The following is a 22,934-nucleotide window of genomic DNA, read 5'->3' on the forward strand; positions in this document are numbered from 1 at the left end:
CGAGGCCCGGCGCGAGGCGTCCGAGGCACGCGCCGAGGCCGCCGACGCGCGCGCCGAGGCGTCCGCCACCCGTGCCGAGCTGGCCCGTGCAGGAACCGACGTCGAACGTGCCCGCGTTGAGGCCGCGGACGCCCGCGCCGCGGCGTCCGCCGCGCAGGCCGATGCCGCCGAGGTCGCGGCACAGCTGGCCGCCGCCGTCGCCCAGCGCGATGCCGCCACCCAACGCGCCGAAGAACTGGCAGCCGACCGCGAGTCGCTGGTCGCCCAGTTCAAGGTGCTGTCGGCCGAGACCCTGGAACGCCAGGGCAAGGCTGCCGACGACACCGCCGAAAAGCGGCTGCGAGCCACCGAACTGCTGCTCAAACCCGTCCACGAGACCCTGGAGGCGTTTCGCACCCGGCTGGGCGAGGTCGAGCAGCAGCGGGCGGTGCTGGCCAACGAACTCGCGAATCAGGTCCGCAACGTCCAGGCGACCGGCGAGCAGTTGCGGCTGGAGACCCGCGCCCTGGCCACCGCGCTGCGCAAGCCGCACGTCCGCGGCAACTGGGGCGAGCAGCAGTTGAAGCGAGTGGTCGAGTTGGCCGGCATGGTCGAGCATTGCGACTTCGTCACCCAGCAGACCACCAGCACCAGCGCCGAGCAGGTGATCCGGCCCGACTTGAAGGTGCTGCTGGAAGGCGACCGCTACGTCTGGGTCGACTCCAAGGTGCCGTTGGCCGCCTTCCTGGACGCCAACGAGACCGACGACGAGCAGGCCCGCGAGCACGCGTTGAAGCAGTTCTCGAAGAACGTGCGCAGCCATGTCGACCAGCTGTCCGGCAAGGACTATTTCAAGTCCGACCTGGGCACCCCCGAGTTCGTGGTGATGTTCGTGCCGAGCGAGGCGTTGGCGGCTGAGGCGCTGAGCCGGCAGCCCGACCTGCACGAGTACGCCTCGCGGCGCAACGTCATCCTGGCCACGCCGACCACACTGATCGCGCTGCTGCGGGCCGTCGCGTATGGCTGGAAGCAGGTCGCGCTGGCCGAATCGGCCGCCGAGGTGTTCGAGTTGGCCCGCGAGCTGTACGACCGGCTGGGCACCCTGGGCGGCCACTTCGACAAGGTCGGACGCATGCTGGGCGCCTCGGTGACCGCCTACAACCAGGCGGTCGGCTCGATCGAGGGACGGGTGTTCCCGACCGCCCGCCGGCTGCGCGAGCTACATGTCACCGGCAAGGAGTTGGCGCCGGTGAAGGCAGTCGACGCCGCCGTCCGGCCGTTGACCGCCCCCGAGCTGATCGACGACGCCGTCCAGGTCACCCCGCTGATCGGCGGACGTCCCGACGATCCCGAAGAGCTGACTCGGCCGCAGCCGGCGCTGGACGAACTGATCGCCGGCGAGCTGGAACCGCCGGCACCGTCTCGGCGGCGACGCACCGCGGGATGACCCGGCGACGAAGGGAAAGAATGGATCAATGAGCGTCACCGCGCAGGGCAGCAGCACCACCAGCCTCACCGCGCAGAGCGTCGAGGAGGCGGCCGAACGATTGGCCGGGGTGGTGATCGAGACCCCGTTGCAGTTCAACAAGCGGCTGTCGGACGCCACCGGCGCGCAGGTCTGGCTCAAGCGGGAAGACCTTCAACCGGTCCGTTCGTACAAGCTGCGCGGCGCCTACAACCTGATCAGCCAACTCGACGCGGCCGAACGCGCCGCGGGAGTGGTGTGTGCCAGCGCCGGCAACCACGGCCAGGGTGTCGCCTTCGCCTGCGCCCGGCTGGGCATCCAGGCCAAGATCGTCGTTCCGACGACTACCCCGCGGCAGAAGCGGCAGCGGATGCGCCAACTGGGCGAAGGCTGGACCGAACTGATCGTCCATGGTGAGACCTATGACGAGGCGGCCGCCCGTGCCGACGAGATCGTCGCCACCGAGGGCCGCACCATGGTGCCGGCCTTCGACGACATCCGGACCATCGCCGGCCAGGGCACGGTGGCGGCCGAGATCGTGCGTCAGCTGGGACGCGCTCCCGAAACCCTGATCGTCCCGGTGGGCGGCGGCGGCATGATCGGCGGCTGCATGACCTGGCTGGCCGAACGGCATCCGGGCACCAAGGTGGTCGGTGCCGAACCGTCCGGTGCGGCGTCCATGGCGGTCGCGTTGGAGGCCGGACGCCCCCGCGACCTGGTCAAGCTGGACACCTTCGTCGACGGCGCCGCCGTCCGGCGCGTCGGCGAACTGACCTTCGACATCGCCCGCCGGCTGAAGCCGCACATGTTCTCGGTGCCCGAGGGCCGGATCTGTTCGGAGATGCTCGAGCTGTACCAGGTGGACGGCATCATCGCCGAACCCGCCGGCGCCCTGGCGTCCGCCGCACTGGGCGTCTACAAGCCCACACCGGGTCGGGTGGTGGTCGCGATCGTCTCGGGCGGCAACAACGACCTGTCCCGCTATGCCGAGATCGCCGAACGGGCGCTCGTCTACGAAGGTCGCAAGCACTACTTCCTGGTCAACTTCCCGCAAGAGCCGGGAGCCCTGCGCCGATTCCTCGACGAGGTGCTCGGTCCGGACGACGACATCACCCTGTTCGAGTACGTGAAACGATCGAACCGGGAGACCGGCCCCGCCTTGGTCGGCGTCGAACTGGGCGACCCCGCGGATCTCCAGAGCCTGCTGGATCGGATGCGGAGTAGCCGCCTGATCGTCGACCGGATCGCGCCCGACAGCCCGTTCTACCGATTCCTGGTCTGAGAGTTCCTGGCGATTGAGTTCGTCGAGCCAGGATCTCGACAAGCTCGATCGACGGCTGCTCAGGCCTGGGCGCGCCGCATGTCCTTGCGCAGCTCGGGGGGCAGCGCGAACACCAGGTTCTCCTCGGTGAGCCGCTCCTCGACAGCGGCGGGATACCCACGCTCTTCCAGGAAGGCCAGGACGCCCTGCACCAACTCGTCCGGGACCGACGCCCCGGAGGTGACACCGACCTTCCCGACACCGGCCAGCCAGGACTCATCGATCTCGCCGGCATTGTCGACCCGATGGGCAGCCTTCGCACCGGCCTCCAACGCGACCTCGACCAGACGAACCGAGTTGGACGAGTTCCGCGAGCCGACCACGATCACCAGGTCGGAATCCGCCGCGATCTGCTTCACCGCCGACTGCCGGTTCTGCGTCGCGTAGCAGATGTCGTCGCTGGGCGGATCGATCAGGTCGGGGTACTTCTCCCGGAGCTTGCCGACGGTCTCCCAAGTCTCATCGACGCTCAGCGTGGTCTGCGACAGCCAGGCCACCCGCGCCGGGTCGGCGACCTCGATCGTGACGACGTCCTCGGGATGCTCCACCAAGGTGATGTTCTCGGGCGCCTCACCGGTGGTGCCTTCGACCTCTTCGTGGCCGGCATGGCCGATCAACAGAATCTGCAAACCCTGATTGGCGAACCGGCGGGCCTCGTTGTGCACCTTGGTGACCAGCGGGCAGGTGGCGTCGATGGTCTTCAGGCCCCGCTCGGCGGCCTGGGCATGGACGGCCGGCGACACCCCATGCGCCGAGAACACCACGGTCGAGCCCTCCGGCACCGCGTCCAGTTCGTCGACGAAGATCGCACCGCGGGCTTCGAGGTCTTCCACCACATGCCGGTTGTGCACGATCTGCTTCCGCACATAGACCGGCGGCCCGTACAGATCGAGCGCCCGCTCGACCGTCACCACTGCGCGGTCGACCCCCGCGCAATACCCGCGGGGGGCCGCGACGATGACACGTTTGGAGTCGGACACGACCGCAAGTCTATCGATCGCGTCGCGCTCTCTCCTCCACCGCCCGATCCTCGCGCTCCCCGAACCTGAGCGCTCCCGGGCGAGTTCAGCGAGCGCCAAATAGTTCGGGGAGCGCGGAAGTGTGGGGGTCAAGTGGTGTCAGCCCCGGCCAGTATGGTCAGGGCCATGGCCCTGACCAGCAGCCCCGAACAGCCGCAACCGCTGCGGACGATCCTGGCCGCGACCAAGAGCTGGGTCGAGCGGCTCGGCAGCGTCTGGGTCGCCGGGCAGCTGCTGGAACTGAAACGCCGCTCCGGCGCAGCTACCCACTTCCTCACCCTGCGGGACGCCTTGGCCGAGGTCTCGGTCACCCTCACCGCGTCCACCGGCGTCCTGGACGCCGCCGGCCCGATCGCCGAGGGCATGGAGGTGGTCGCTCTGGTCCGGCCCACCGTGTGGAGCCGCAACGGCTCACTGACCTTCGAATGCGGCGACCTGCGCGCCTCCGGCGAAGGACGGCTGCTCGCCCAGATCGAACGGCGCAAACGCATGCTGCAAGCTGAAGGGCTGTTCGACCGAGCCCGCAAACAGGCCCTGCCGTTCCTCCCACGGGCGATCGGCCTGATCACCGGCGAAGGCAGCGCCGCCGAACGAGACGTCCTGCAGGTCGCCCGCGGCCGCTGGCCCGCCGTCCGGTTCGTCGTCAAACACGCGTTGATGCAGGGACCCTCGTGCGTCGAGCAGGTCCGGGACGCCCTGACCGCTCTCGACCGCGACCCGGACGTCGAGGTGATCGTGATCGCCCGCGGCGGCGGCTCGCTGCAAGAGCTGCTGCCGTTCTCGGACGAATCCCTGGCCCGTGCCGTCTTCGCCAGCCGGACGCCGGTGGTCAGCGCGATCGGCCACGAACCAGACACCCCGATCCTCGACCTGGTCGCCGACATCCGCGCCGCCACCCCGACGGACGCCGCCAAGCGGATCGTGCCCGACGTCGCCGACGAGCGGGCCCGTGTGACACAGGCCGGTCAGCGGGTCCGGGCGGCCATGCTGCGCCTGCTCGACCGCGAGACCCAGTTCCTGGCCACCGTCCGCTCCCGCCCGGTGCTGGCCGACCCGCTCGGCCCGGTCGCCGTCCAGGCCGGACAGGTCGCCGAACTACGGGCCCGCGCCGAGCGGGCGATCCGCGGCCGGCTGCGCGAAGAGGCGTCCTGGGTGGAGCATGCGCTCGGCCGGGTCCGTGCCCTCTCGCCGAGGGCGACGCTGCTGCGCGGCTACGCGATCGTCAGCACGGACGCCGGCGAACCGGTCGATTCCACCACCATCGTCACCACGGGCGACACCGTCGTCACGATGCTTGCCGACGGCCTGTTCCGGGCCGAGGTCACAGAAGTGGAAAGCAGGAGGGAATCCGATGACTGAACAGCCGCAGAGCTACGAGCAGGCCAGGCAACGGCTGGTCGAGGTGGTGCAGGCGTTGGAGGCCGGCTCGGTGCCGCTGTCGAAGGCGATGGAGCTCTGGCAGGAAGGCGAGGCATTGGCCCGTCGCTGCGAGGAATGGTTGGACGGCGCTCGCGCCACCATCGAAGCAACGGCGGCCCCCGTCCGATCCGAGGCATCTTCGGAAGGCTGAGCGCCTGCAATCGCTCACTCGCGTTTGGTCGCCGCGGTGGTGAGGGAGTGCCGCGCCGCCCCCTTACGGCCCGCTGACGCGTGCCTCCAGACGCCCACCTACCTGCCGCGGTCCTCCCTCACCACCGCTTCAGCGTCACCTCGGCATCGGAAGAGCGAATCCGGCAGTTGAACACAGATAGCGGGCGATTAGCCAGATATCCAACGGTTAAGGTGTCGCGGTGCCCGAACTGCTCGAAGAGATCCCCGATCTGACCGGTCACCGGCGCCGCACGCTGGCGGTGTTGTCGGCCGGACAGGTGCTGAGCGGGATCAGCTTCGGCGCCACCGTGTCGCTGGGCGCCGTCCTGGCCGCCACCATTTCGGGCGACGACGCGCTCTCCGGGCTGGCAACGGCGGCGATCACCCTGGGCACCGCGACCTTCTCGATGCCGCTGGCCGCGATGGCCGGACGCCGCGGCAGAGGGCCGGCGCTGGCGTCCGGAATGGCGGTCGCCCTGATCGGCGTCGGTCTGGTGATCGGGGCCGTGGCGGTCAGATCGTTCCCGATGCTGCTGATCGGCTTCGCCTTGGTCGGCGCCGGCCAGTCCGCCAACCTGCAGGCCCGGTTCGCCGCCACCGACCTGGCCACGGACGCCTCCCGCGGCCGCGACCTGTCGCTGGTGGTGTGGTCGACCACCCTCGGCGCCGTCCTCGGCCCGAACCTGGTGGGTCCCGGCGAGACCCTCGGCCAGCTGGTCGGCATGCCCGACCTCACCGGTCCCTACCTGTTCACCATCGTCGGTCAGCTCGCCGGCACCGCGCTGTACTGGTTCGGCCTGCGGCCCGATCCGCTGCTGCTCGCACAGCGGATCGCGATCCGGGACGCCGTGACGGGCACCTCGGTCGAGCGGGCCGATCGTCCGGTCGCGGCCCGCTACGCGATGCTCGCGGTGGTCGGTGCCCACACCGTGATGGTGTCGGTGATGGCGATGACGCCGATTCACCTGCTGCACCACGGGGCCACGCTGACCATCGTGGGCCTGACCATCAGCCTGCACATCGCCGGCATGTACGCGCTCTCGCCGGTCTTCGGCCTGCTCGCCGACCGTTGGGGACGGCTCCGGACGATCGCGCTCGGCTACACGACGCTGGCCGCCAGCGCGGCGGTGATCGCGCTGGGCGCGTCCGACCCGCGGTGGGTGACGGTCGCGCTGATCCTGCTCGGTCTGGGCTGGAGCGCCGCCACGGTCTCCGGTGCCGCACTGCTCACCGAGGCGTCCGCGCCCAGCCTGCGAGTCCGCCGGCAGGGCCGCAACGACGCGGCGATGAGCCTGCTGGGCGCCATCGGCGCGATCGCCGCCGGCGGTGCGCTCGGCTGGTTCGGCTTCGCCGGACTGGCGCTGTGCACCCTTCCGCTGATAGTCGCGGTGGTTGTCCTGGCTCCTCTCGGACGCCGCTGACCGACCGACTTGACTCTAATTTCTAGTCATTTAGACTAATAAATGTCATGCCCGGACCGGAAGAGAGATGAATCAGATGTACACCTACGACTGGCGCCTGGTGACGAGCCTGCCCGACGGGCGCGCTCACAAGCGCGCCACGAACCTCGCGAGCGAGCTCCGCGAAGAGCTGGCGGCCCAGCTTTCGCAGTGACCCACGACGAACCAGGTGAACCTGGCGTGAGGGCCCCCGTCCGATCCGGACGGGGGCCCTTCTCATGTCATGTCGCTCGGGACGATGTCGCGACTCAATCCTCCAGTGTGGTCAGGTCGCCCTCGTCCTGGCCGAGCGCGCGCGCCTTCAGGACGCGGCGCATGATCTTGCCCGAACGGGTCTTCGGCAGCTTGTCGGGGAAGTCGATGGCGTCCGGTTTGGCGATCGGCGACAGATGGGACGCCACATGCGCCCGCAGCTGCTCGGCCAACTCCTGACTGCCCTCGACACCCACCCGCAGGGTGACGAAGGCGTGGATGGCTTGGCCTTTCACCTCGTGCGGCAGTCCGACCACGGCGGCCTCGGTGACGTCCGGGTGCGAGACCAGCGCCGACTCCACCTCGGCGGTGCCGAGCCGGTGACCGGAGACGTTGATCACGTCGTCGGTGCGGCCGATGATCCAGAAGTAGCCGTCGGCGTCGCGGCGGGCGGCGTCCCCGGCCAGGTAGACGCCGGGGTACTTCGACCAGTACGTGTCGATGTAGCGTTGGTCGTCGCCGTACAGCGTCCGGCACATGCCCGGCCACGGATTCTTCAGCACCAGGAAGCCCTCGTCGCCGTCCGACACCTCTTCGCCGGCCTCGTTGAAGATGGCGGCGTCCTGGCCGAAGAACGGCTTGCCGCCCGAGCCGGGCTTCTGCGGCTCACCGGGCACCTGGGTGATCTGGAACATGCCGGTCTCGGTCTGCCACCAGGTGTCGATCACCGGGCAGCGCTCTTTGCCGATCACGCGGTGGAACCAGTGCCAGGCCTCGGGATTGATCGGCTCGCCGACCGAACCGAGCAGCCGCAGCGACGACAGATCGTGCCGGTTCGGCCAGGCCTCACCGAAGCGCATCAGCGACCGGATCGCGGTGGGCGCAGTGTAGAACTGGGTGATCCCGTAGTACTCGACCAGCTGCCACCAGCGGCTCGGGTACGGGTAGGTCGGCCCGCCCTCGAACATGAACGTGGTGGCACCGGTGAGCAGCGGCCCGTAGACCAGATAGGAATGCCCGGTCACCCAGCCGGGATCGGCGGTGCACCACCAGCGATCTTCAGGACGCATGTCGAAGGAATACTTCAACGTGGTGTAGATGCCGACCATGTAGCCGCCGTGGGTGTGCAGGATCGCCTTCGGCTTACCGGTCGAGCCGGACGTGTACAGAATGTAGAGCGGATGCTCGGAGTCGAGCTTTTCGGTCGGGCAATTCCCCTTGGCGATCGGCAGCGCCTGCAGGTCGTGGTACCAGTGATCGCGCAGCGGATCCATGGTCACCGACGACCCGGTCCGCTTCACCACGATGACGTTCTCGACGGTCGGCGAGAATTTCACCGCCTTGTCCACGATCTCTTTCAGCGGGAAGACCTTGCCGTTGACCCAGGAGCCGTCGGCGGTGATCACCAGCTTCGACTTGGAGTCGTCGATCCGGTCAGTCAGCGCGTCGGAGGAGAACCCGGCGAAGATCACCGAATGAATGGCGCCGATCTTGGCGCAGGCCAGCATCGCGAAGAACACCTCGGGAATGCGCGGCAGGTAGATGGTGACCCGGTCGCCCTTGACCACACCCATGGCCTTGAACACGTTGGCCATCTGGTTGACCTGCCGATTGAGCGAGAAGTAGCTGAAGGTGCGATGCTCCTTGCCGTCCTCGCTCTGCCAGATCAGCGCCAACTTGTTCTTGTTCGGCCCGGCGACCTGCCGGTCGAGACAGTTGTGCACGATGTTGACCTCGGCGCCGGTGAACCACTTGAAGAAGGGCGCGTTCGAGTCGTCGATGACGTTCTCCCACGGCGAGAACCACTCCAGTTCGCGGGCCCGGTCGGCCCAGAACCCCGCGGGGTCGGCGAGCGCCTCGGCCCGGAGCTTGTCGGGGTCGGGGACGTGGGATTCGGCCGCGATCGAGGGATCGGGGTAGACGACGTCGCCTTCGAGCTGTGCCATTGCGGGCTTCTCCTCCGTTGGAGCGGGTTGACGTTGCGAGACTAATCCCGCCGGGCACTCCGTGGAAGGACCGCACCCCACGGTGTTCCATGTCGGACGCCCCACGCCACCGTCGGCGTCCGGGGACACGCCCGGCCGCGGAACCTACCCTGGACCGATGGACGAGGCCGATTCCGACCGGGTACGACAGGAACTGCTGGCGGTGGAGCCGCTCACCCACCGGCTGCCACCCGGTTCCGGCCAGGACGCCGTCGAAGCCCTGCTCGCCACGGGCTACTGGGAGGTCGGGGCGTCCGGCGCGGTCTACCGGCGCGACCTGGTGGTCGAGGTGGTCACCCAGCGGTACGCCGACGGCAGCGATCCGGACGACGACGCTTGGCGCGTCGAGCAGTTCGCGGCCCACCCGGTCGCGGACGCCGTCTGGCTGGCCAGCTACCTGCTCTTCCAGGGCGATCGGCGCACCCGGCGCGCCACCCTGTGGGAGCGGACGCCGGACGGCTGGCGAGCGCTCTACCACCAGGGCACCCTCGCCCCCGCACCCGAGCGGTGACCGGAAGAACCGTCCCCGGTGATCCAGAGCGCGGTACGCGGGGACGGTTCTTTTCGTTCCACAAGGCGCTGTTTGTGGAACGAAAAGAACCGTCCCTCCGTACCACTTACCGGAGGGTGGTGGCGAACGCCTCCAGCGCCTCGTAGGGCAGGTCGCCGCTGATCACCACGGTGCTCTGATCGTCGCTGCGGACCAGCGCGCGGGTGCGGTCGTCGTCGCTGACGAATCGTTGCCAGCGCACGCCGTCCAGGATGCTTTCGCCATCGGCCCGGCCGTTGCGGCTGGCGGTCCGGATCAGGCCTTGCGGGTCGGCGTCGCGCTGGTCGAGCCCGATGTAGATCTGGTCGGGGGTGAGGAAGCCGAGTTGAAAGGTGTCGCCGACCGCTGGCTGCCGGTCGAGCCCGGCCTCGCCCTTCGGCGTCCAGCGGGCCCGGACGGCCGTCCAGGTCTCGGGAAGGTTCTCCGGCGCCGCCACCGGGTACGGCGCCTCGGCACGTGCCGTGGCCACCACCGGCTGCCAGTCGACGGCGCGCACCTCGGGCTCGGGGATGCGGCTGAACCAGAGGTAGATCAACACCACCGGGATGAGCAGAGCGGCCACGGCGACCACCATCTGGGGCACGGTGGGACTCGGACGACGGGCTGCCACCCGCCTATTCTCCACCACTACGCTCACCGACATGTCACGGATCCTGCGCGCGGCCACTGTCGTCGGCGGTCTGGTCACCGCCAACGTCCTGACCGGACGCCTGATCACCGGTCCACTGCGCGATCTGCCGGTCGAGCATCGGCTGAATCATGACCTTCGCCGCCGCGGCGGCGACACCGCGAGGCGGCTGGCCGCAGCCGCCTCGCAAAGCTCGGACACCGCGCCCGCCGTCGGGATGGCGGTGGGCCTCACCGCGCTGTTGTTGGCCCGCGGACGCCGCGCCGAGGCCGCCGTCCCCGCGCTGGCGATGGCATTGGCCTCACTCACCCACGTGACCAGTTCCGCCCTGGTCGGACGCCCTCGGCCGGCCCTGGAGCGGCTCGGCACCCGGCAGCCGACGTCCAGCTTCCCCAGTGGGCACGTCGGCGCGATGACCGCGTTGGCCGTGGTATTGGGGCGAGCAGCCGACATCCTGCCGCGGACGGCAGCGGTCAGCGTCCGGGTCGGCCTGGTCGGCTACCTGGGACTGCTCGGCTGCTCCCGGCTGTACAACGGCCAGCACTATGCCAGTGACGTCCTGGCCGGATACGTCAACGGCTGCGCCTGCGGAATGCTCGCGCGGCAACTGCTCAGCTCCGACGGCGGCGACCGGTGAGCCAGCTGCCCGCGGTCGAGATAGCACGGGCGGCCACCCCTCAAGGCGAGATCGCGCTGCGCCGGCGCGGCGCGGTCGTCGAGCTGATCGTCAACGGGGTTTTCGCGATGGACTCGGCCGAGGTGGCCAGCGAGATCGCCCTCGCGGACGCCGCCGGCCCGGCCCCCGGACGGGTGCTGGTCGGCGGTCTCGGCCTGGGCTACACCGCGGCCCGGCTGTTGGACAACGGCGTCCGCCACATCGATGTCGTGGAGCTCGCCCGGCCGCTGATCGACTGGGCGGTGCAGGGGGTAACCGACCAGTTGGAACGGGTCGCCCACGACCCGCGCGTCCAGCTGCATCACGGCGATGTCGCCGAGTGGCTGCCGCGGCGCCCGGACGCCTTCGACGCGATCCTGCTCGACGTCGACAACGGACCCGCCTTCCTGATCCACGACCGCAACGCCCGGATCTACGCCGCCGACTGGCTCCGTTCCGCGCTAGACCGGCTGGCGCCCACCGGGGTGCTGGTGATCTGGTCCGAGGACGCCGTCCCGGCCCTGGCCTGGACGCTGGCCACGCTGGGCAACCTGGAGGAATCGGTGGTCGCCGTGCAGCGCGAGGGACGCCGCTTCGACTACGTCCTGTACCGACTGCGCCGGGGCACTAACGTGCAGTCATGACCCGCATCCCCGGCGCCGTGCTCACGGTCTCCGATCGGGCCAGCAGCGGCGGCTACGCCGACCGCTCCGGCCCGCTCGCGGTCAGCCTGCTCGCCGCACACGGCATCGACGCGAGTCTGACGGTGGTGCCGGACGATCCGGCCGAGATCCGCCGCGGCATCCGGGCCGCGATCAAGCAGGGCGCCCGCGTCGTCCTCACCACTGGGGGCACCGGGATCGGGCCCCGTGACGTCACCCCGCAAGTCACCGCCGAGATGCTGACCCTGGCACTGCCCGGTGTGGTGGACGAGATCCGCCGCCGGGGCGCCGAGCACGTCGCGACCGCAGTGCTGTCCCGTGCCGAGGCCGGCATCGTGACCTCCACCAAGCGGCCGTCCGCATTCGTGGTGAACGCCCCCGGCTCGACCGGCGGCGTCCGGGACGCAGTGGCCGTGATCGGGCCGCTGGCCGGCCACCTGATCGACCAGCTGGACGGCGGGGATCACTGAATCTGTATTGCCTGAGACTGAGGAAGCGCTGATCATTCACGTCATCGGGCTCCGACCCGGGATCTCAGGCGGTTAGCGCGTCCAGTCACCGCTGCGTCCGCCCGATTTGGCGATGATCCGGCAGTCGGCGATCACCGCGGAGCGGTCGACGCCCTTCACCATGTCGACGATCGCCAGCGCGGCGACGGTAACCGCGGTGAGGGCCTCCATCTCCACCCCGGTGCGGTCGGCGGTCCGGACGGTGGCGGTGATCGCCACCCCGACGTCGGTGATCGCCAGGTCGAGCACCACGCCGTGCACGCCGATGACATGGGCGAGAGGGAGCAGATCGGGCACCTTCTTGCTGGCCGCGATGCCGGCGACCCGTGCGACGGCCAGCACATCGCCCTTGGGCACGGTGCCGCTGCGCAGCGCCTCGACCACCCCGGCCGAGCAGGCGACCAGGCCGGTGGCCGTCGCCTCGCGGACGGTGGGCCGCTTGCCGGTGACATCGACCATCCGGGCGGCGCCGGAGTCATCCAGGTGGGTGAAACGCATCCGCTCACACTGCCATGACTTCGAGCAGATCGCCGACGCCGACCGCCTCGCATTCCTCGGGCACGATTGCCAGGGCGTCCGCAAGGTGCAGCGACGCGACCAGGTGCGAGCCGGAACCGAGCGGGTGGCTGAGCCGGACGCCGGATGCGGCGGTGACGACCGGGACATACTGCCGGCGTCCGGCCGGCGACGGCCAGGCGTCCAGTGCCGGCAGCAGCCGGCGCGGCACCGATCGCCGGACGCCGGCGAAGGCGTCCAACAGCGGACGCCCGAACACCTGGAACGACACGAACGAGCTCACCGGATTGCCAGGGAAGGCCAGCACCGGGACGCCGTCGAACATTCCGCAGCCCTGCGGCTTGCCAGGTTGCATGGCTACCGAGCAGAACTCCAGCGCGGCACCGAGCTGGCGCAGCGGCTCGTAGGCACCGGCCGACACTCCCCCGGTGGTGAAAACGACATCGGAGGCGGGCAATGACGCCAGCAATGCGGCCAGCGCGCCCGGATCGTCCCCGCTGCGCTCCACAGCGACGACCTCGGCACCGGCGGCAGCGGCCAGCGCCGCCACCATCACCGAGTTCGAGTCCGGGATCTCCCCGGCTGCCAGCGCACGACCCGGTGCGACCAGTTCGGCCCCGGTCGCCACCACCGCCACCCGCGGACGCCGCCGCACCGGCAGCAGCCCGTAGCCGATGCTCGCCGCGGCGCCGATCGCCGCCGGTGTCAGCACCGCGCCGGCCGGCAGCACCGGGTCGCCGGCCGCCAGATCGTCGGCCGCCCGCCGGACGTGGCGTCCGGGACCGACCGATTCCAGGACGCGCACCCGGAGCGGCAGCGGTACCGCGCCGGCCTGCTGATCGGTCTGTTCGACCGGCACCACCGCGTCGGCGCCCGGCGGCACCCGTGCCCCGGTCATCACCCGGACTGCGGTGCCCGGCGCCACCGCCGGAATATCGCCGCCGGCCGCCGCACTCTCGCCGACCACGATCAGCTCGGCAGGGACGTCCGAGACATCGGCAGACCGAACGGCGAAACCATCCATCGCGGAGTTGTCGAACGGCGGGACAGCGAATCGTGCCGTCAGGTCCTGGGCCAGAATTCGACCGAGGGCGTCCGCCAATCCGATCTGCTGCGTGCCCAACACGCGGCCGGCGGCGAGATTTACCACCCGGTGACGATAATCTTCAACAGAGATCATCTGTTACCCCTGGAGATTTCGGCCACCCCCAAGGCACGGTCATTTTGCATACGCTCAACATAACCTCAGGCTCTGCTCATCGCGGCCTGATACTGTCACGCCAGCACTCGTGGACTGGGGGGCCGCGTTGAGCGAAAGATCATGGAGCACGCCGTTGGCGGCGCTGTTCGTCACGCTCGGATTGGCGCTGACCTGTCTTCCAGCAGCGGCCGACCCCCTCGCTCCCCCCAGCACCTCCGTCACCACGCCGTCCCCCACTCTGGGTAGCAGCGCGCAGCAGGAAACGGCCCAGCCCTCGATCCCGGCACCATCGCAGAGCCCGACCGAGCCCGCGCCGGCGCTGCAGCCGGTGCTCGGCGAGCCCACCGCGCGGGCCACTCTGATCGCAGCCTCCTGGACGCCGGTTGCCGATGCCGTCGGCTACCGGGTTCAGCTGAAGACCAGCGCCGGCGGTGCCGCCACGCAGGAACTCACCACCACCCGGACCGCGGCCGCCTTCGGCGCGCTGAAGGCCCACACCGACTACTGGGTGCAGGTCTACGCGGTCGGCGCCGACGGGCTCCCGCTCGGGACGGCGTCCGCTGAGGTCGCGGTCCGCACGCCCTACCCGTTCCTCGCCCCGGTGCTGCAGACCACGACGCCTTCGTCGGTCCGTGCCGAGCTGTCATGGGCGAAGCCGGCCAAGGGTGCACACCTGCAACTGGAGTGGACCGCGCCGAAACGCAAGCCGAAGCGGAGCCAGCCCAGCGGCACCCGCCTGGTCGCCCGCAATCTGCGTCCGGGCACCACCTATCGGGTGCGGGCGCGGCTGGTAGACAGTCGGACGCCGCTCAGCGACTGGAGCGCGTCCCAGAAGGTGGTCATGCCCGACGGCGATCCGCTGCGGGTCGGCAGCTACAACATCCAGTGCGCCAACTGCCGCGACTGGCAGCCGCGCCGCCGACAGGTCGCCGCCACCATCGTCGACGCCAAGCTCGACGTCATCGGCATCCAGGAGGCCTCCCACGCCCTGGTCAAGGGCACCAAGCGGACGCAGTTCGAAGACCTGGCCCGGCTGCTGGCGCCCTCGGGCTACCGGCTCACCAACCTGAACCGGTTCAACTGCCGCAACGCGGACAGCCAGAAGAAGTGCCGGCCAGTCTCCCGCGGCGCCTCCGGTGCGGTCCGGATCGCCTACAACCCGGCCACCGTGCGGTTGATCAGCCAGGGCTCCCAGCAGCTGGCCGATCTGCCCGGCATCGGACGCGACCGCTACGTCGCCTGGGCGATCTTCGAGCACCGGATCAACGGCAAGCGGTTCCTCTTCACCAGCACCCACCTGGAGCCGCGCAACGACACCCCCGGCTCGCGGACGTTCTACCGGATCCGCAAGGCACAGGCACAGCACGTCGCCCGCACCATCGCCGCCCACCGCGGCAAGCTGCCGGCGATCGCGGTGGGCGACTACAACTCGACCAAGTGGGACGTGCCGTCCAACGCCCCCTACGACGTGATGCGGGCAGCCGGCTTCGTCGACCCGCTGGGCAACTCCTACCAGTCGATCAACCGCACCTCAGGCGCCACCGTGCAGAAGCGGATCAACACCGAATACTCCAGCTATAACAACCTGCAGCGGGACGGCCGCCGCACCGACGGCGTCAACGGATCCAACCCCGACTACATCTTCGTCACCCCGATGCAGGTCGTCGACTACGAGACGGTTGTCGCGCTGAACGGCAACGGCACCCTGCGCGGCACACCTCCCTCGGATCACAACCTGATCCGTGCCACCGTGCTGCTGCCCTGATTGATCGGCGTCCTTGAGCTTGTCGAAACCCTTGTCAACGACACATGACTCGGGGTTGTCGACAGGCTCGCCCCCACACACCGATCGCCAGCCGGCGCCTCCTGATCGAGACCTTCTCAGTCTCATCCCAGAGTTGAGATTCGACTGGCGCGCCGCTACTTAGTCCCGGTAGGTTCTGTCGGGTCCAACCGTTCCATCCACCCCCAGGGAAATCCTGAGGTGAGATGTGCGCACACTGACGACCCGCCGCCTGCTGGGGCTCGCTCTGGCACTGGTGACGCTGACCGCCGCCGGCCTGTTCGGCACCGCGCCGGCTGCCGAGGGCCGGTGGGTGGCTCCGGGAGCACCTTCCGCCAGCACCCGGTCGACCACCGCCGTCGCGGTCTCCTGGACACCGGTCTGGGGCGCTCCCCGCTACCGGCTGAAGTACTCCACCGACGCATCCTTCAGTTCGGCGGCATTCCTGACCACCACCAACCCGGAGGCCGAGTTGGCCGGGCTCCGGCCCGGCACCCGCTACTTCATCGCTGCCGCCGTCGCCAAGACCACCGGCGATCCACTGAGCGGCTATGGCAAGACCGGGTCCGTCGTCACCCGTGACGCGACCAGCCAGTACGCCGTGCTGCCGCCCAGTGGGCTGCAGGCGACCGCCCGTGACAACACCTCGCTGACGCTGGCCTGGAAGGCCCGCTCCGGCGCCGGCAGCTACGAGGTGCGGTATGCCACCAAGTCGAGCATGTCGCAGGCACGCTCCACCAGCGCCTACGGCACCACGCTGCGGCTGACCGGCCTCAAGAAGAACACCACCTATTGGGTGCAAGTGCGGGTGAAGTCGAGCAAGGGCGCGATCATCAGCACCTTCGGCAAATCGCTCAAGACGCGCACCACCTCCAGCACCACCGTCGCCCCGCTGCGGGCCGCCACCTACAACGTGCTGTGCGCCAACTGCTCGGCCAAGTACCCGTGGTCGAGCCGGCGCAATCGCCTGGTGAATGCGATCAAGGCACAGGACCTGGACGTGCTCGGCGTCCAGGAAGCCTCCCAGGGACTGACCACGGGCGCCGACGGCAAGCGGAAGGCACAGTTCGACGATCTGCTCTACCTGCTCGGCTCGCGCTATGCGATCACCAATTCCCATCGCTACAACTGCCAGAAGTCGACCAGTCCCAACAACTGCGCGGTGCTCAACCGCGGGGCCTCCAACGACGTGCGGATCATCTACAACGCCCAACGCGTCGTCGCCCTGCGCACCGGTTCGGTCCAGTTCGCGGCCCAGGCGGCCGGCGACACCAAGCGCTTCCTCGCCTGGGCGGAGTTCCGCCAACGTTCCACCGGCAAGCGCTTCTTCGTGATCAACACCCATCTGGACCCGCGTGACGACGCGACCGGCTCGAGGTTGCACTACAACCTGCGTGTCTCCCAGACCCGCGAGTTGGTGGCGACGATCAAGAAGCAGAACATCTCCCGGCTGCCGGTGATCATCTTGGGCGACTTCAAGGTGAACAAATACGCCGAGCCGAACAACGCGCCCTACGACATCATCACCGGCGCCAGCTATGTCGATCCGCTCGGCAATACCTACAAGTCGACGGTTCCCGCCCGTTCAGCGACCGTCGAACGCCGGATCGGCACCGAGTACAACACCAAGAACAACCTGGAATCGACGGCCCCCAAGTCGGCGTACATCAACGGTTCGGTGATCGACTACGTGTTCGTGTCGCGAGGCGTCCGAGTAAGCGAGTGGCAGACGGTGGTCGATGTCGACTCCACCGGCAGGTTCGTCGCGACGCCGCCGTCCGATCACAACATGGTGCGAATCACCGCATACCTGCCCTAGCCGGGGATGCCCGAGGGACCGCTTGTCGAGACCTGAGCCATGTGTCGCTGGCAAGGGTTTCGACACGCTCAATCAACAGTGTCGACTTCCCAACGGCGCTGCCGGGAGAGAAGTGCGTCAGTCGTCCTGACTCAGCTCCGATTCGTTCAACGAGTCGTCTCTGGAGGTCTTGACCCGGAACTGGTTGCGGATGCCGGCCGCATGATGTGCGGACTCGATGGCCAACCGTTCCCCTTCCGCGATGAAGGCCGCCAGCGGCCCGTCGGGAAGGTCGCCGAGCACGTAGCGCTTCATCTCCAGGCGCGCCGTCCGGAAGGAGTCGGCACCGAGAATGTCAGCCATGATCGTCGAGAACTGGGTGAAGTCAGCGTCCAGCAGATAGCTCGTCGCCTGGGTAGGGAAGGTCTCGACGAAATCGGTGGGGGCCATCCGGCGCGGATTGGTGATCACGATCGGACGTTCGGTGTACAGGAAGTCGGTGACGACGCTGGAGATGTCCGAGACCAGGGCATCGGCCTGGTCGAAGGCGTCGTAGAGGGTCATCGGCGATGCGGGATCGACGAACACGTGGTCGCCGCCGGCCGCGGCGAGCATGTCTGCGATCTCCACCCGTGCGGCGATCATCCCGGGCCGCTGGACGCCGGAGTTGGGGTGCGGCTTGAACAGGATCCGGACATCGGGATAGTCGGCCAGAATGCGGCGGATGAGCGTCGGGCCCATCGTCTCCAGCGAGGAGTAGTTCGACTCCTCGTAGTACCCCTCGAAGGTCGGGGCATAGAGGACGGTGAACCGGCCGCCGCCGGTGCGCGGGCCGACCGCCAGCGCGTCCACCTGCGGACGCCCCACGATCGCGTAGCGGTCGCGCGGAATGTCGATGCCGGCCGCTTCGTACCGTTCGATGGCGGCAGCGCCGGCCACCCAGAGCCGGTCGTACACCCGTGCCACCGGGTTGGCACTCGTCGACTTGTCGGAATCGCCGTGGTTGAGGAAGACGTGCCGGACGGACGCCTCGCGCAGCAGATGCACGTTGCGTCCCGCGTTGGCGAGGTAATAGGCGATCCGCACCGTCGGACGGGTCAGCTCTTCCACATGGCGGGTCTTCGGCGCATAGACCACGGGCAGCCGGGTGGGCTGGATCTGACCGAGGTGGCTGGACTCCCGCACCACCACGATGCCGTTGGCAGGCACCCGGTCGAAGGTGCCGAGCCATTGGTTCAGGATGTACTTCGCCTGCCCCGGACCGGCGGACATGTAGACGATGTGGGTCGGGTTCCACCGGTCGAGGAACTCCATCAACTCGGCGACCGACCGCTCGGTGTTCTGCTCAGCACCGAGCCGCCGCACCACCACGGACTCCACAACCGCCCAGCCCAAGCCCAAGACGACGCCGGCGACGGCCACCCAGACCCACCAGCCGCCGTCCATCCGCGGCGCCACCACCACCAGGGCGGCGACGACCAATTGGATGACCAGCAGCGGGATCGGGACACGGTGCGCGTTGAGGTAGATCCGCGCATAGCGGATCGCCTCCGGCGTCTGCCGACCGCCGGGCACGAAGAGCATCGGCGGCTGCCGGCGGGCCAAGGAACGAGCCGCCACCCGATGCAGCAGGTCGGCGAAATAGCTGGAGAGCAGCACCACCAGCTGGACCGATGCAGGCACCTCCAGCCCGTCGCGGGCGACGACCGCGGCCATGGCCGCCCCATACAGCAGGTTGCGGGTGGCGCTGTCGGCACGCATCCGGTGCAGCAGCACGGTGCGCCGGGCGAGCGCGCTGGTGGCGACCCAGTCGGCGACCGTCATGGCCAGGTAGGCGATCAGCCCAAGCCAACTCCAGCCGGCCAGCAGGGCCACCACCATCACCGCGACGCCGCCACCGATGATCGGCAGGTACAACGCGCCGATCCGGGCCCGCCATTCGCCCACCCGGCCGGTCGTCGCGTCCGCGCCGAGCACGGCAACCGCGAACTCGGTGGAACCGCCCAGCCAGATGCGCTGCGCGGCGCCCTGCCGGCTCACCTTCGGCTTTGTCTCGTCATTGCCTGTCACTCGCCCGATTCCCCTAGGTCTCGTCTGTCGCGCCCGTCACCCGCACGCCGCTCAGACCGCACGCCCCCGCCCGCCGATCGGACAGCTGGACGACGAGCGGGCCGGAGGCGGCACACCTGTGGTCAGCTGATCCGGTACGACGTGGAGGTCGCAGTGCCGGTGCTGTAGCCGTACTTCGTGGCGTATACCTTGACGCTGATCGATTTGCCGCGATCGGCGCTCGTCAGCGTATAGGTGGATTTCGTCGCACCGGAGATGTTCACGCCGTTGCGCCGCCACTGGTAGCTCATCTTGGCGTAGGTGGTCGGGTACTCGCCAGCCAGCCACGCCTTGGCGTGTGCGGTGAGCTTGTGTCCCTTGGACTTCTTGCCGGTGATGGTGACGCCGAACTTCTGCCGGAAGCTGGCGTTCTCCAGATTGGCCGGGACCTTGGACGCCTTGACGGCGTTCTGCGAGTCGGAGTACTGGTAGCTGGTCACCGTCCCGCCGGACACGGTGACCTTGATCGACCGGGCCTCGAAACCGTCGCCCAGGTTGTAGACGAAACGCAGCCACCAGGTGCCGTTCGGGATGCCGCGCAGCGCGTAGCCGCCGTCGGACTCGTTGCGAGCCTGCGCGATCACCTCGCGGCTTCCGGTGTTGCCGTTGCGGAGGCTGACATCGACCATTCCGGCCTTGGCGATCGGCTTGTTACCGGCGTCGTAGATCGTGCCGGTGACCGTGGCTCCCTTGGTCAGCGTGACAGCCGGAGCAGTGGTGGTCTGATCGTAGTTCACCTTGACCTGGGTGGCCTCGGACGGAATCCGTCCGCCCTGCGAACCGCTCGCCGCCCACAGCGAGGTGAAGCCGGCATTGCCGAGGTAGGTGGCCTGCACTCGGTAGCTGCCGGGCCTCACGGTCAGCGTGTACTTGCCTCCACTGACATTGGCGGTGTCCACCAGCCGCCCGCTGGTGCCGTAGGCGTTCACCACCACGTCGGAGGACGGCGGGCCGGACACCGTGCCGACGATGGTGCCGAATTTCGTGGGTGTCTTCGCCTGCTGCGAATCGGAGTAGTCGGACTTCTGCCGCTTCGACCCGTCGACCACCCGGACGCGCACGTAGTAGTCGGTGTTGTCGGTCAGGCCCTTCAGGGTCTGCGTCGTCGACGTCGTGGTCGCCGCGTACTTCGCCGACCGGCTCATCGTCCGGTTCAACGCGTACTGGATCTGGTAGAAGTAGCCGGTCTTGAAGTTCCCCGGAGCCTTCCAGCTCAGGGTCAGACTCTCCGCCGTCCGCGACTTGAGGATCACGTTCAACGGGGCCTCCACCGGATAGTTGGAGGTGGTCACCGTGACCGACGCGGTCGAATACGGGCTCATCCGCACGGCGGGGCTGGTTTTCGTCGCCGCCAGCAGAACCGCGACCTTGATCTTGTACCTGGTGTTCTTCTTCAACCCGCTGACCCGGCCGTTGCCGTCGGAGTTGTCCGAGTCGGAGCTGATCGAAGCGCCGCCCTTGGTCGGTGTCGCGATCAGCCGGTAGGCCGGCGCACCGAGGACATAGGGCCAGGCCAGATCGACGAAGGTGCCGCCCACGTTGGTGGTGGCGAGCGAGGTCGGCGCCGTATACAGGTACTTCGGCGTGGCGCTCTTCACATCGCTCCACACCCGCGACGAGGTGCCGTCGTTCACCGCGACCCGGAAGTAGTACTTCTTGTTCCGAGTCAGGCCCTGAACCCAGTAGTCGGTCGTGGTGGTCTTGACGGTCGTGGCGCTCTTGAACGACGAACTGGCCGCGTACTGCACGTCATAGGCCTTGGCGCCGGCAACCGACGTCCAGGTCAGTTCGACCGTGTCCATGCCCTGAGAGGTGGCCGCGAAACCGGTCGGCTTCTTGGCCGCGGCGACGGCCAGCGGCACCACGACCGCCGATCCGACCAGCACGATCAGTGCGGCGATCAGCGCGATGATCCAGCGCGGCCCAGGAGCGAGCCGGGAAGACGATGACTTCAGCTGGTCGGACACTTCGTGGCCCCCTTACTCATCTCGTACCACCCGGCCAGGAACTCGCCGTACAGCCGGCGGGCGTCCGCCACGTGCGTCGAATCGGCGGCCCTGGTGTCGACGGTGATCACGTGCTCGTCGCTGTATCGAAGGCCCGAGGTCGACATATTGGTCGTGCCGAAGAGGGCCCGGCCGTAGTTGTTGGAGTCGGAGCCGATCAGCACCGTCTTGGTGTGCAGCCGTACCGCCGAGCATTTCACCGGGATGTCGGCCTTGTAGAGCAGCTTGGCGGTCGCCGGGGTGAGGGTCGGGGCGCCGCCGCCGTTGGAAATGACGATCTGAGTATTGCAGCCGCGCTTCTGCAGCCGGGTGACGGCCTCCACCAACTGCGGGGCGCGGTTCTCGCTGAGCCGGAACATCGCGACGCGAATGGTGTTGTCGACCTTGCAGTCGACGTCATCGAACTGCTGACTGTAGAAGTCGCGAGCGGTCTGCGGCTGGGGGCTGAACGACACCGACACACCCGTCCCGTCGCCGCCGTCATGCCGATAGATGCTGTCGACCCACACGCTCCGCTGCGAATACAACGTGTTCTGCAGGGACGCCGGGAACGCGCTCTTCGTCGAACAGGTCGGGTTGTCGGCGCAGACCATCATGCCCTTGAACCGATCCGAGAACAGGTTGTACACGGTCTTGTTGTCGTACAGCACCGTCCCCTCGTTCCAGTAGGTGCGCACCTGGCCGCGCGAGATGTTGGCCGAACTGGAGTAGACGATCGGGTGCGTGCCGCCGTCATTGTCCCAGATGGTGTTACTGATGGTCAGGAACTTCTCGTGGTTGATCGAGTTCGGCCGCACCTTCGACGAGCCGTAGTCGAAGCAGCCGTACTTGCACCACTTGAGCGTCGATATGCCGCCGAGACGGGTGATCACCTGCTTCTTGGCGAACGACGAACTGATCGATCCTCCGTCGGAGACGATCTGGATCTTCACATTCCGCTTCTTGTAGACGTATTCGAGCGCGTCCCAGACCACCTCGGGGTCCGATTCTGGACGGATCGCCGTTCCGATGGCCCGGAAGAAGAACATGCCGAGTTGGATGGTGGAGCCCGACTTCGCGCCGCAGACGACCTGAGCCAGACGCTTCAGCGTCTCCCAGGGGGTCTGGTTGTCGGCGTCCTCGTAGCCGCGCTGATCCATGTCCTTGATGTTGAACCAGACCTCATACGGACGAGGTGAGCTCTTCAATGTGGGACAGGCGGTATCGGTCGGCACCTTGAGCAGGCCGTCGTCGTCGGTCGTGAAGTCGAATGCCACTGCGGGAAGAGTGCCGCAGACCACCAACAACGCGACCAGTCCAGCGAACCACCTCCCTCTCTTCCACACCGTGGGGCGACTCGACGTGTCTGGTTCACGCATGAAGCAACACCGTTTCTTTGTATCTTCCCGTTCAACGTGAGCGCCCACGCTGCTCACAGGAGCAGGTGGCGGGCGCGCCGGCCAGGTCAGCATACGTGAAGTCCCGCGCGCGCCTGACCACTACAGGCCGCGCGGCGTGGTATTCACA

19 protein-coding genes are annotated in these 22,934 nt (G+C 68.4%); 11 read left to right on the forward strand and 8 right to left on the reverse strand.

Translation table 11 applies throughout. The annotated features are described in order from the left end of the window. Together QM619_RS16115 and ilvA are read left to right on the forward strand one after the other, a co-directional pair. Positions 1 to 1,426 (forward strand): DNA recombination protein RmuC (locus QM619_RS16115; protein WP_415111076.1); only part of this gene is annotated, 1,426 nt, incomplete at its 5' end. A gap of 28 nt (positions 1,427 to 1,454) precedes the next feature. Next, positions 1,455 to 2,726 (forward strand): threonine ammonia-lyase IlvA, encoded by a 1,272-nt coding sequence (gene ilvA / locus QM619_RS16120; RefSeq protein WP_415111079.1) that lies wholly within the window; start codon positions 1,455 to 1,457, stop codon positions 2,724 to 2,726. A 59-nt stretch (positions 2,727 to 2,785) separates the two neighbouring features. On the opposite strand, the gene QM619_RS16125 is transcribed toward ilvA, so the two are convergent. Then, positions 2,786 to 3,745 carry a 4-hydroxy-3-methylbut-2-enyl diphosphate reductase gene (locus tag QM619_RS16125; protein WP_415111082.1) on the reverse strand — a complete coding sequence of 320 codons (960 nt, stop codon included), beginning with the start codon at positions 3,743 to 3,745 and terminating at the stop codon, positions 2,786 to 2,788. A 165-nt stretch (positions 3,746 to 3,910) separates the two neighbouring features. On the opposite strand from QM619_RS16125, the gene xseA reads away from it, so the two are divergent. The 3 genes from xseA to QM619_RS16140 all read left to right on the forward strand — a co-directional run bounded on the left by xseA (position 3,911) and on the right by QM619_RS16140 (position 6,795). Then, a complete protein-coding gene (xseA, locus tag QM619_RS16130) occupies positions 3,911 to 5,143 on the forward strand; it encodes an exodeoxyribonuclease VII large subunit (protein WP_415111085.1) in 1,233 nt (410 codons plus the stop codon). Next, positions 5,136 to 5,354, forward strand: coding sequence for an exodeoxyribonuclease VII small subunit (locus QM619_RS16135; RefSeq protein WP_415111088.1), 219 nt, complete (start codon positions 5,136 to 5,138; stop codon positions 5,352 to 5,354). Before xseA ends, QM619_RS16135 begins: the two co-directional genes overlap by 8 nt. A 220-nt stretch (positions 5,355 to 5,574) precedes the next feature. Beyond that, complete coding sequence (locus tag QM619_RS16140; protein WP_415111091.1) at positions 5,575 to 6,795, forward strand: MFS transporter; 1,221 nt, start codon at positions 5,575 to 5,577, stop codon at positions 6,793 to 6,795. Between the two features lie 287 nt (positions 6,796 to 7,082). Here QM619_RS16140 and acs read toward each other — a convergent pair whose 3' ends face one another. Further along, a complete protein-coding gene (gene acs, locus QM619_RS16145) occupies positions 7,083 to 8,972 on the reverse strand; it encodes an acetate--CoA ligase (RefSeq protein ID WP_415111094.1) in 1,890 nt (629 codons plus the stop codon). Positions 8,973 to 9,129: 157 nt separating this feature from the next. Here acs and QM619_RS16150 point away from each other — a divergent pair, with 157 nt between their 5' ends. Next, complete coding sequence (locus QM619_RS16150; protein WP_415111097.1) at positions 9,130 to 9,522, forward strand: DUF4440 domain-containing protein; 393 nt, start codon at positions 9,130 to 9,132, stop codon at positions 9,520 to 9,522. 106 nt (positions 9,523 to 9,628) lie between these two features. Here the strand turns inward: QM619_RS16150 and QM619_RS16155 are convergent, their stop codons facing one another. Next, positions 9,629 to 10,204: a DUF4245 domain-containing protein gene (locus tag QM619_RS16155; RefSeq protein WP_415111100.1), complete on the reverse strand. Its 576-nt coding sequence runs from the start codon at positions 10,202 to 10,204 to the stop codon at positions 9,629 to 9,631. On the opposite strand from QM619_RS16155, the gene QM619_RS16160 reads away from it, so the two are divergent. From QM619_RS16160 to QM619_RS16170, 3 genes are read left to right on the forward strand one after another with little or no spacing between them, the layout of a single operon-like run. Beyond that, positions 10,203 to 10,826 (forward strand): phosphatase PAP2 family protein, encoded by a 624-nt coding sequence (locus QM619_RS16160; protein ID WP_415111103.1) that lies wholly within the window; start codon positions 10,203 to 10,205, stop codon positions 10,824 to 10,826. The genes QM619_RS16155 and QM619_RS16160 overlap by 2 nt on opposite strands. After that, positions 10,823 to 11,488, forward strand: a complete 666-nt coding sequence (locus tag QM619_RS16165) for a spermidine synthase (protein ID WP_415111106.1) — start codon at positions 10,823 to 10,825, stop codon at positions 11,486 to 11,488. Before QM619_RS16160 ends, QM619_RS16165 begins: the two co-directional genes overlap by 4 nt. After that, on the forward strand, positions 11,485 to 11,976 hold the full coding sequence (locus tag QM619_RS16170; protein WP_415111109.1) for a MogA/MoaB family molybdenum cofactor biosynthesis protein: 492 nt from the start codon (positions 11,485 to 11,487) through the stop codon (positions 11,974 to 11,976). Before QM619_RS16165 ends, QM619_RS16170 begins: the two co-directional genes overlap by 4 nt. Positions 11,977 to 12,048: 72 nt before the next feature. Here the strand turns inward: QM619_RS16170 and moaC are convergent, their stop codons facing one another. Both moaC and glp read right to left on the reverse strand, forming a co-directional pair. Then, positions 12,049 to 12,513 carry a cyclic pyranopterin monophosphate synthase MoaC gene (gene moaC, locus QM619_RS16175; protein ID WP_415111112.1) on the reverse strand — a complete coding sequence of 155 codons (465 nt, stop codon included), beginning with the start codon at positions 12,511 to 12,513 and terminating at the stop codon, positions 12,049 to 12,051. Positions 12,514 to 12,517: 4 nt separating this feature from the next. Beyond that, complete coding sequence (gene glp / locus QM619_RS16180) at positions 12,518 to 13,711, reverse strand: gephyrin-like molybdotransferase Glp (protein ID WP_415111115.1); 1,194 nt, start codon at positions 13,709 to 13,711, stop codon at positions 12,518 to 12,520. Positions 13,712 to 13,838: 127 nt separating this feature from the next. Here glp and QM619_RS16185 point away from each other — a divergent pair, with 127 nt between their 5' ends. After that, a complete protein-coding gene (locus QM619_RS16185) occupies positions 13,839 to 15,497 on the forward strand; it encodes an endonuclease/exonuclease/phosphatase family protein (RefSeq protein ID WP_415111118.1) in 1,659 nt (552 codons plus the stop codon). Between the two features lie 226 nt (positions 15,498 to 15,723). Beyond that, on the forward strand, positions 15,724 to 17,334 hold the full coding sequence (locus QM619_RS16190) for a fibronectin type III domain-containing protein (RefSeq protein ID WP_415111120.1): 1,611 nt from the start codon (positions 15,724 to 15,726) through the stop codon (positions 17,332 to 17,334). Positions 17,335 to 17,451: 117 nt separating this feature from the next. Here the strand turns inward: QM619_RS16190 and QM619_RS16195 are convergent, their stop codons facing one another. The 3 genes from QM619_RS16195 to QM619_RS16205 form a co-directional block, all read right to left on the reverse strand. Then, the gene (locus tag QM619_RS16195; protein WP_415111123.1) at positions 17,452 to 19,383 is read right to left on the reverse strand and encodes a CDP-glycerol glycerophosphotransferase family protein; all 1,932 of its coding nucleotides are present in this window, start codon (positions 19,381 to 19,383) and stop codon (positions 17,452 to 17,454) included. 122 nt (positions 19,384 to 19,505) lie between these two features. Continuing rightward, positions 19,506 to 21,389, reverse strand: a complete 1,884-nt coding sequence (locus QM619_RS16200) for a fibronectin type III domain-containing protein (protein ID WP_415111126.1) — start codon at positions 21,387 to 21,389, stop codon at positions 19,506 to 19,508. Then, positions 21,374 to 22,684, reverse strand: coding sequence for a phospholipase D-like domain-containing protein (locus tag QM619_RS16205; RefSeq protein ID WP_415111129.1), 1,311 nt, complete (start codon positions 22,682 to 22,684; stop codon positions 21,374 to 21,376). Before QM619_RS16205 ends, QM619_RS16200 begins: the two co-directional genes overlap by 16 nt. Positions 22,685 to 22,934: the final 250 nt, after the last annotated feature.

The sequence above is a fragment of the Micropruina sp. genome (assembly GCF_047606665.1).
In the GTDB taxonomy this organism is placed as follows: domain Bacteria; phylum Actinomycetota; class Actinomycetes; order Propionibacteriales; family Propionibacteriaceae; genus Micropruina.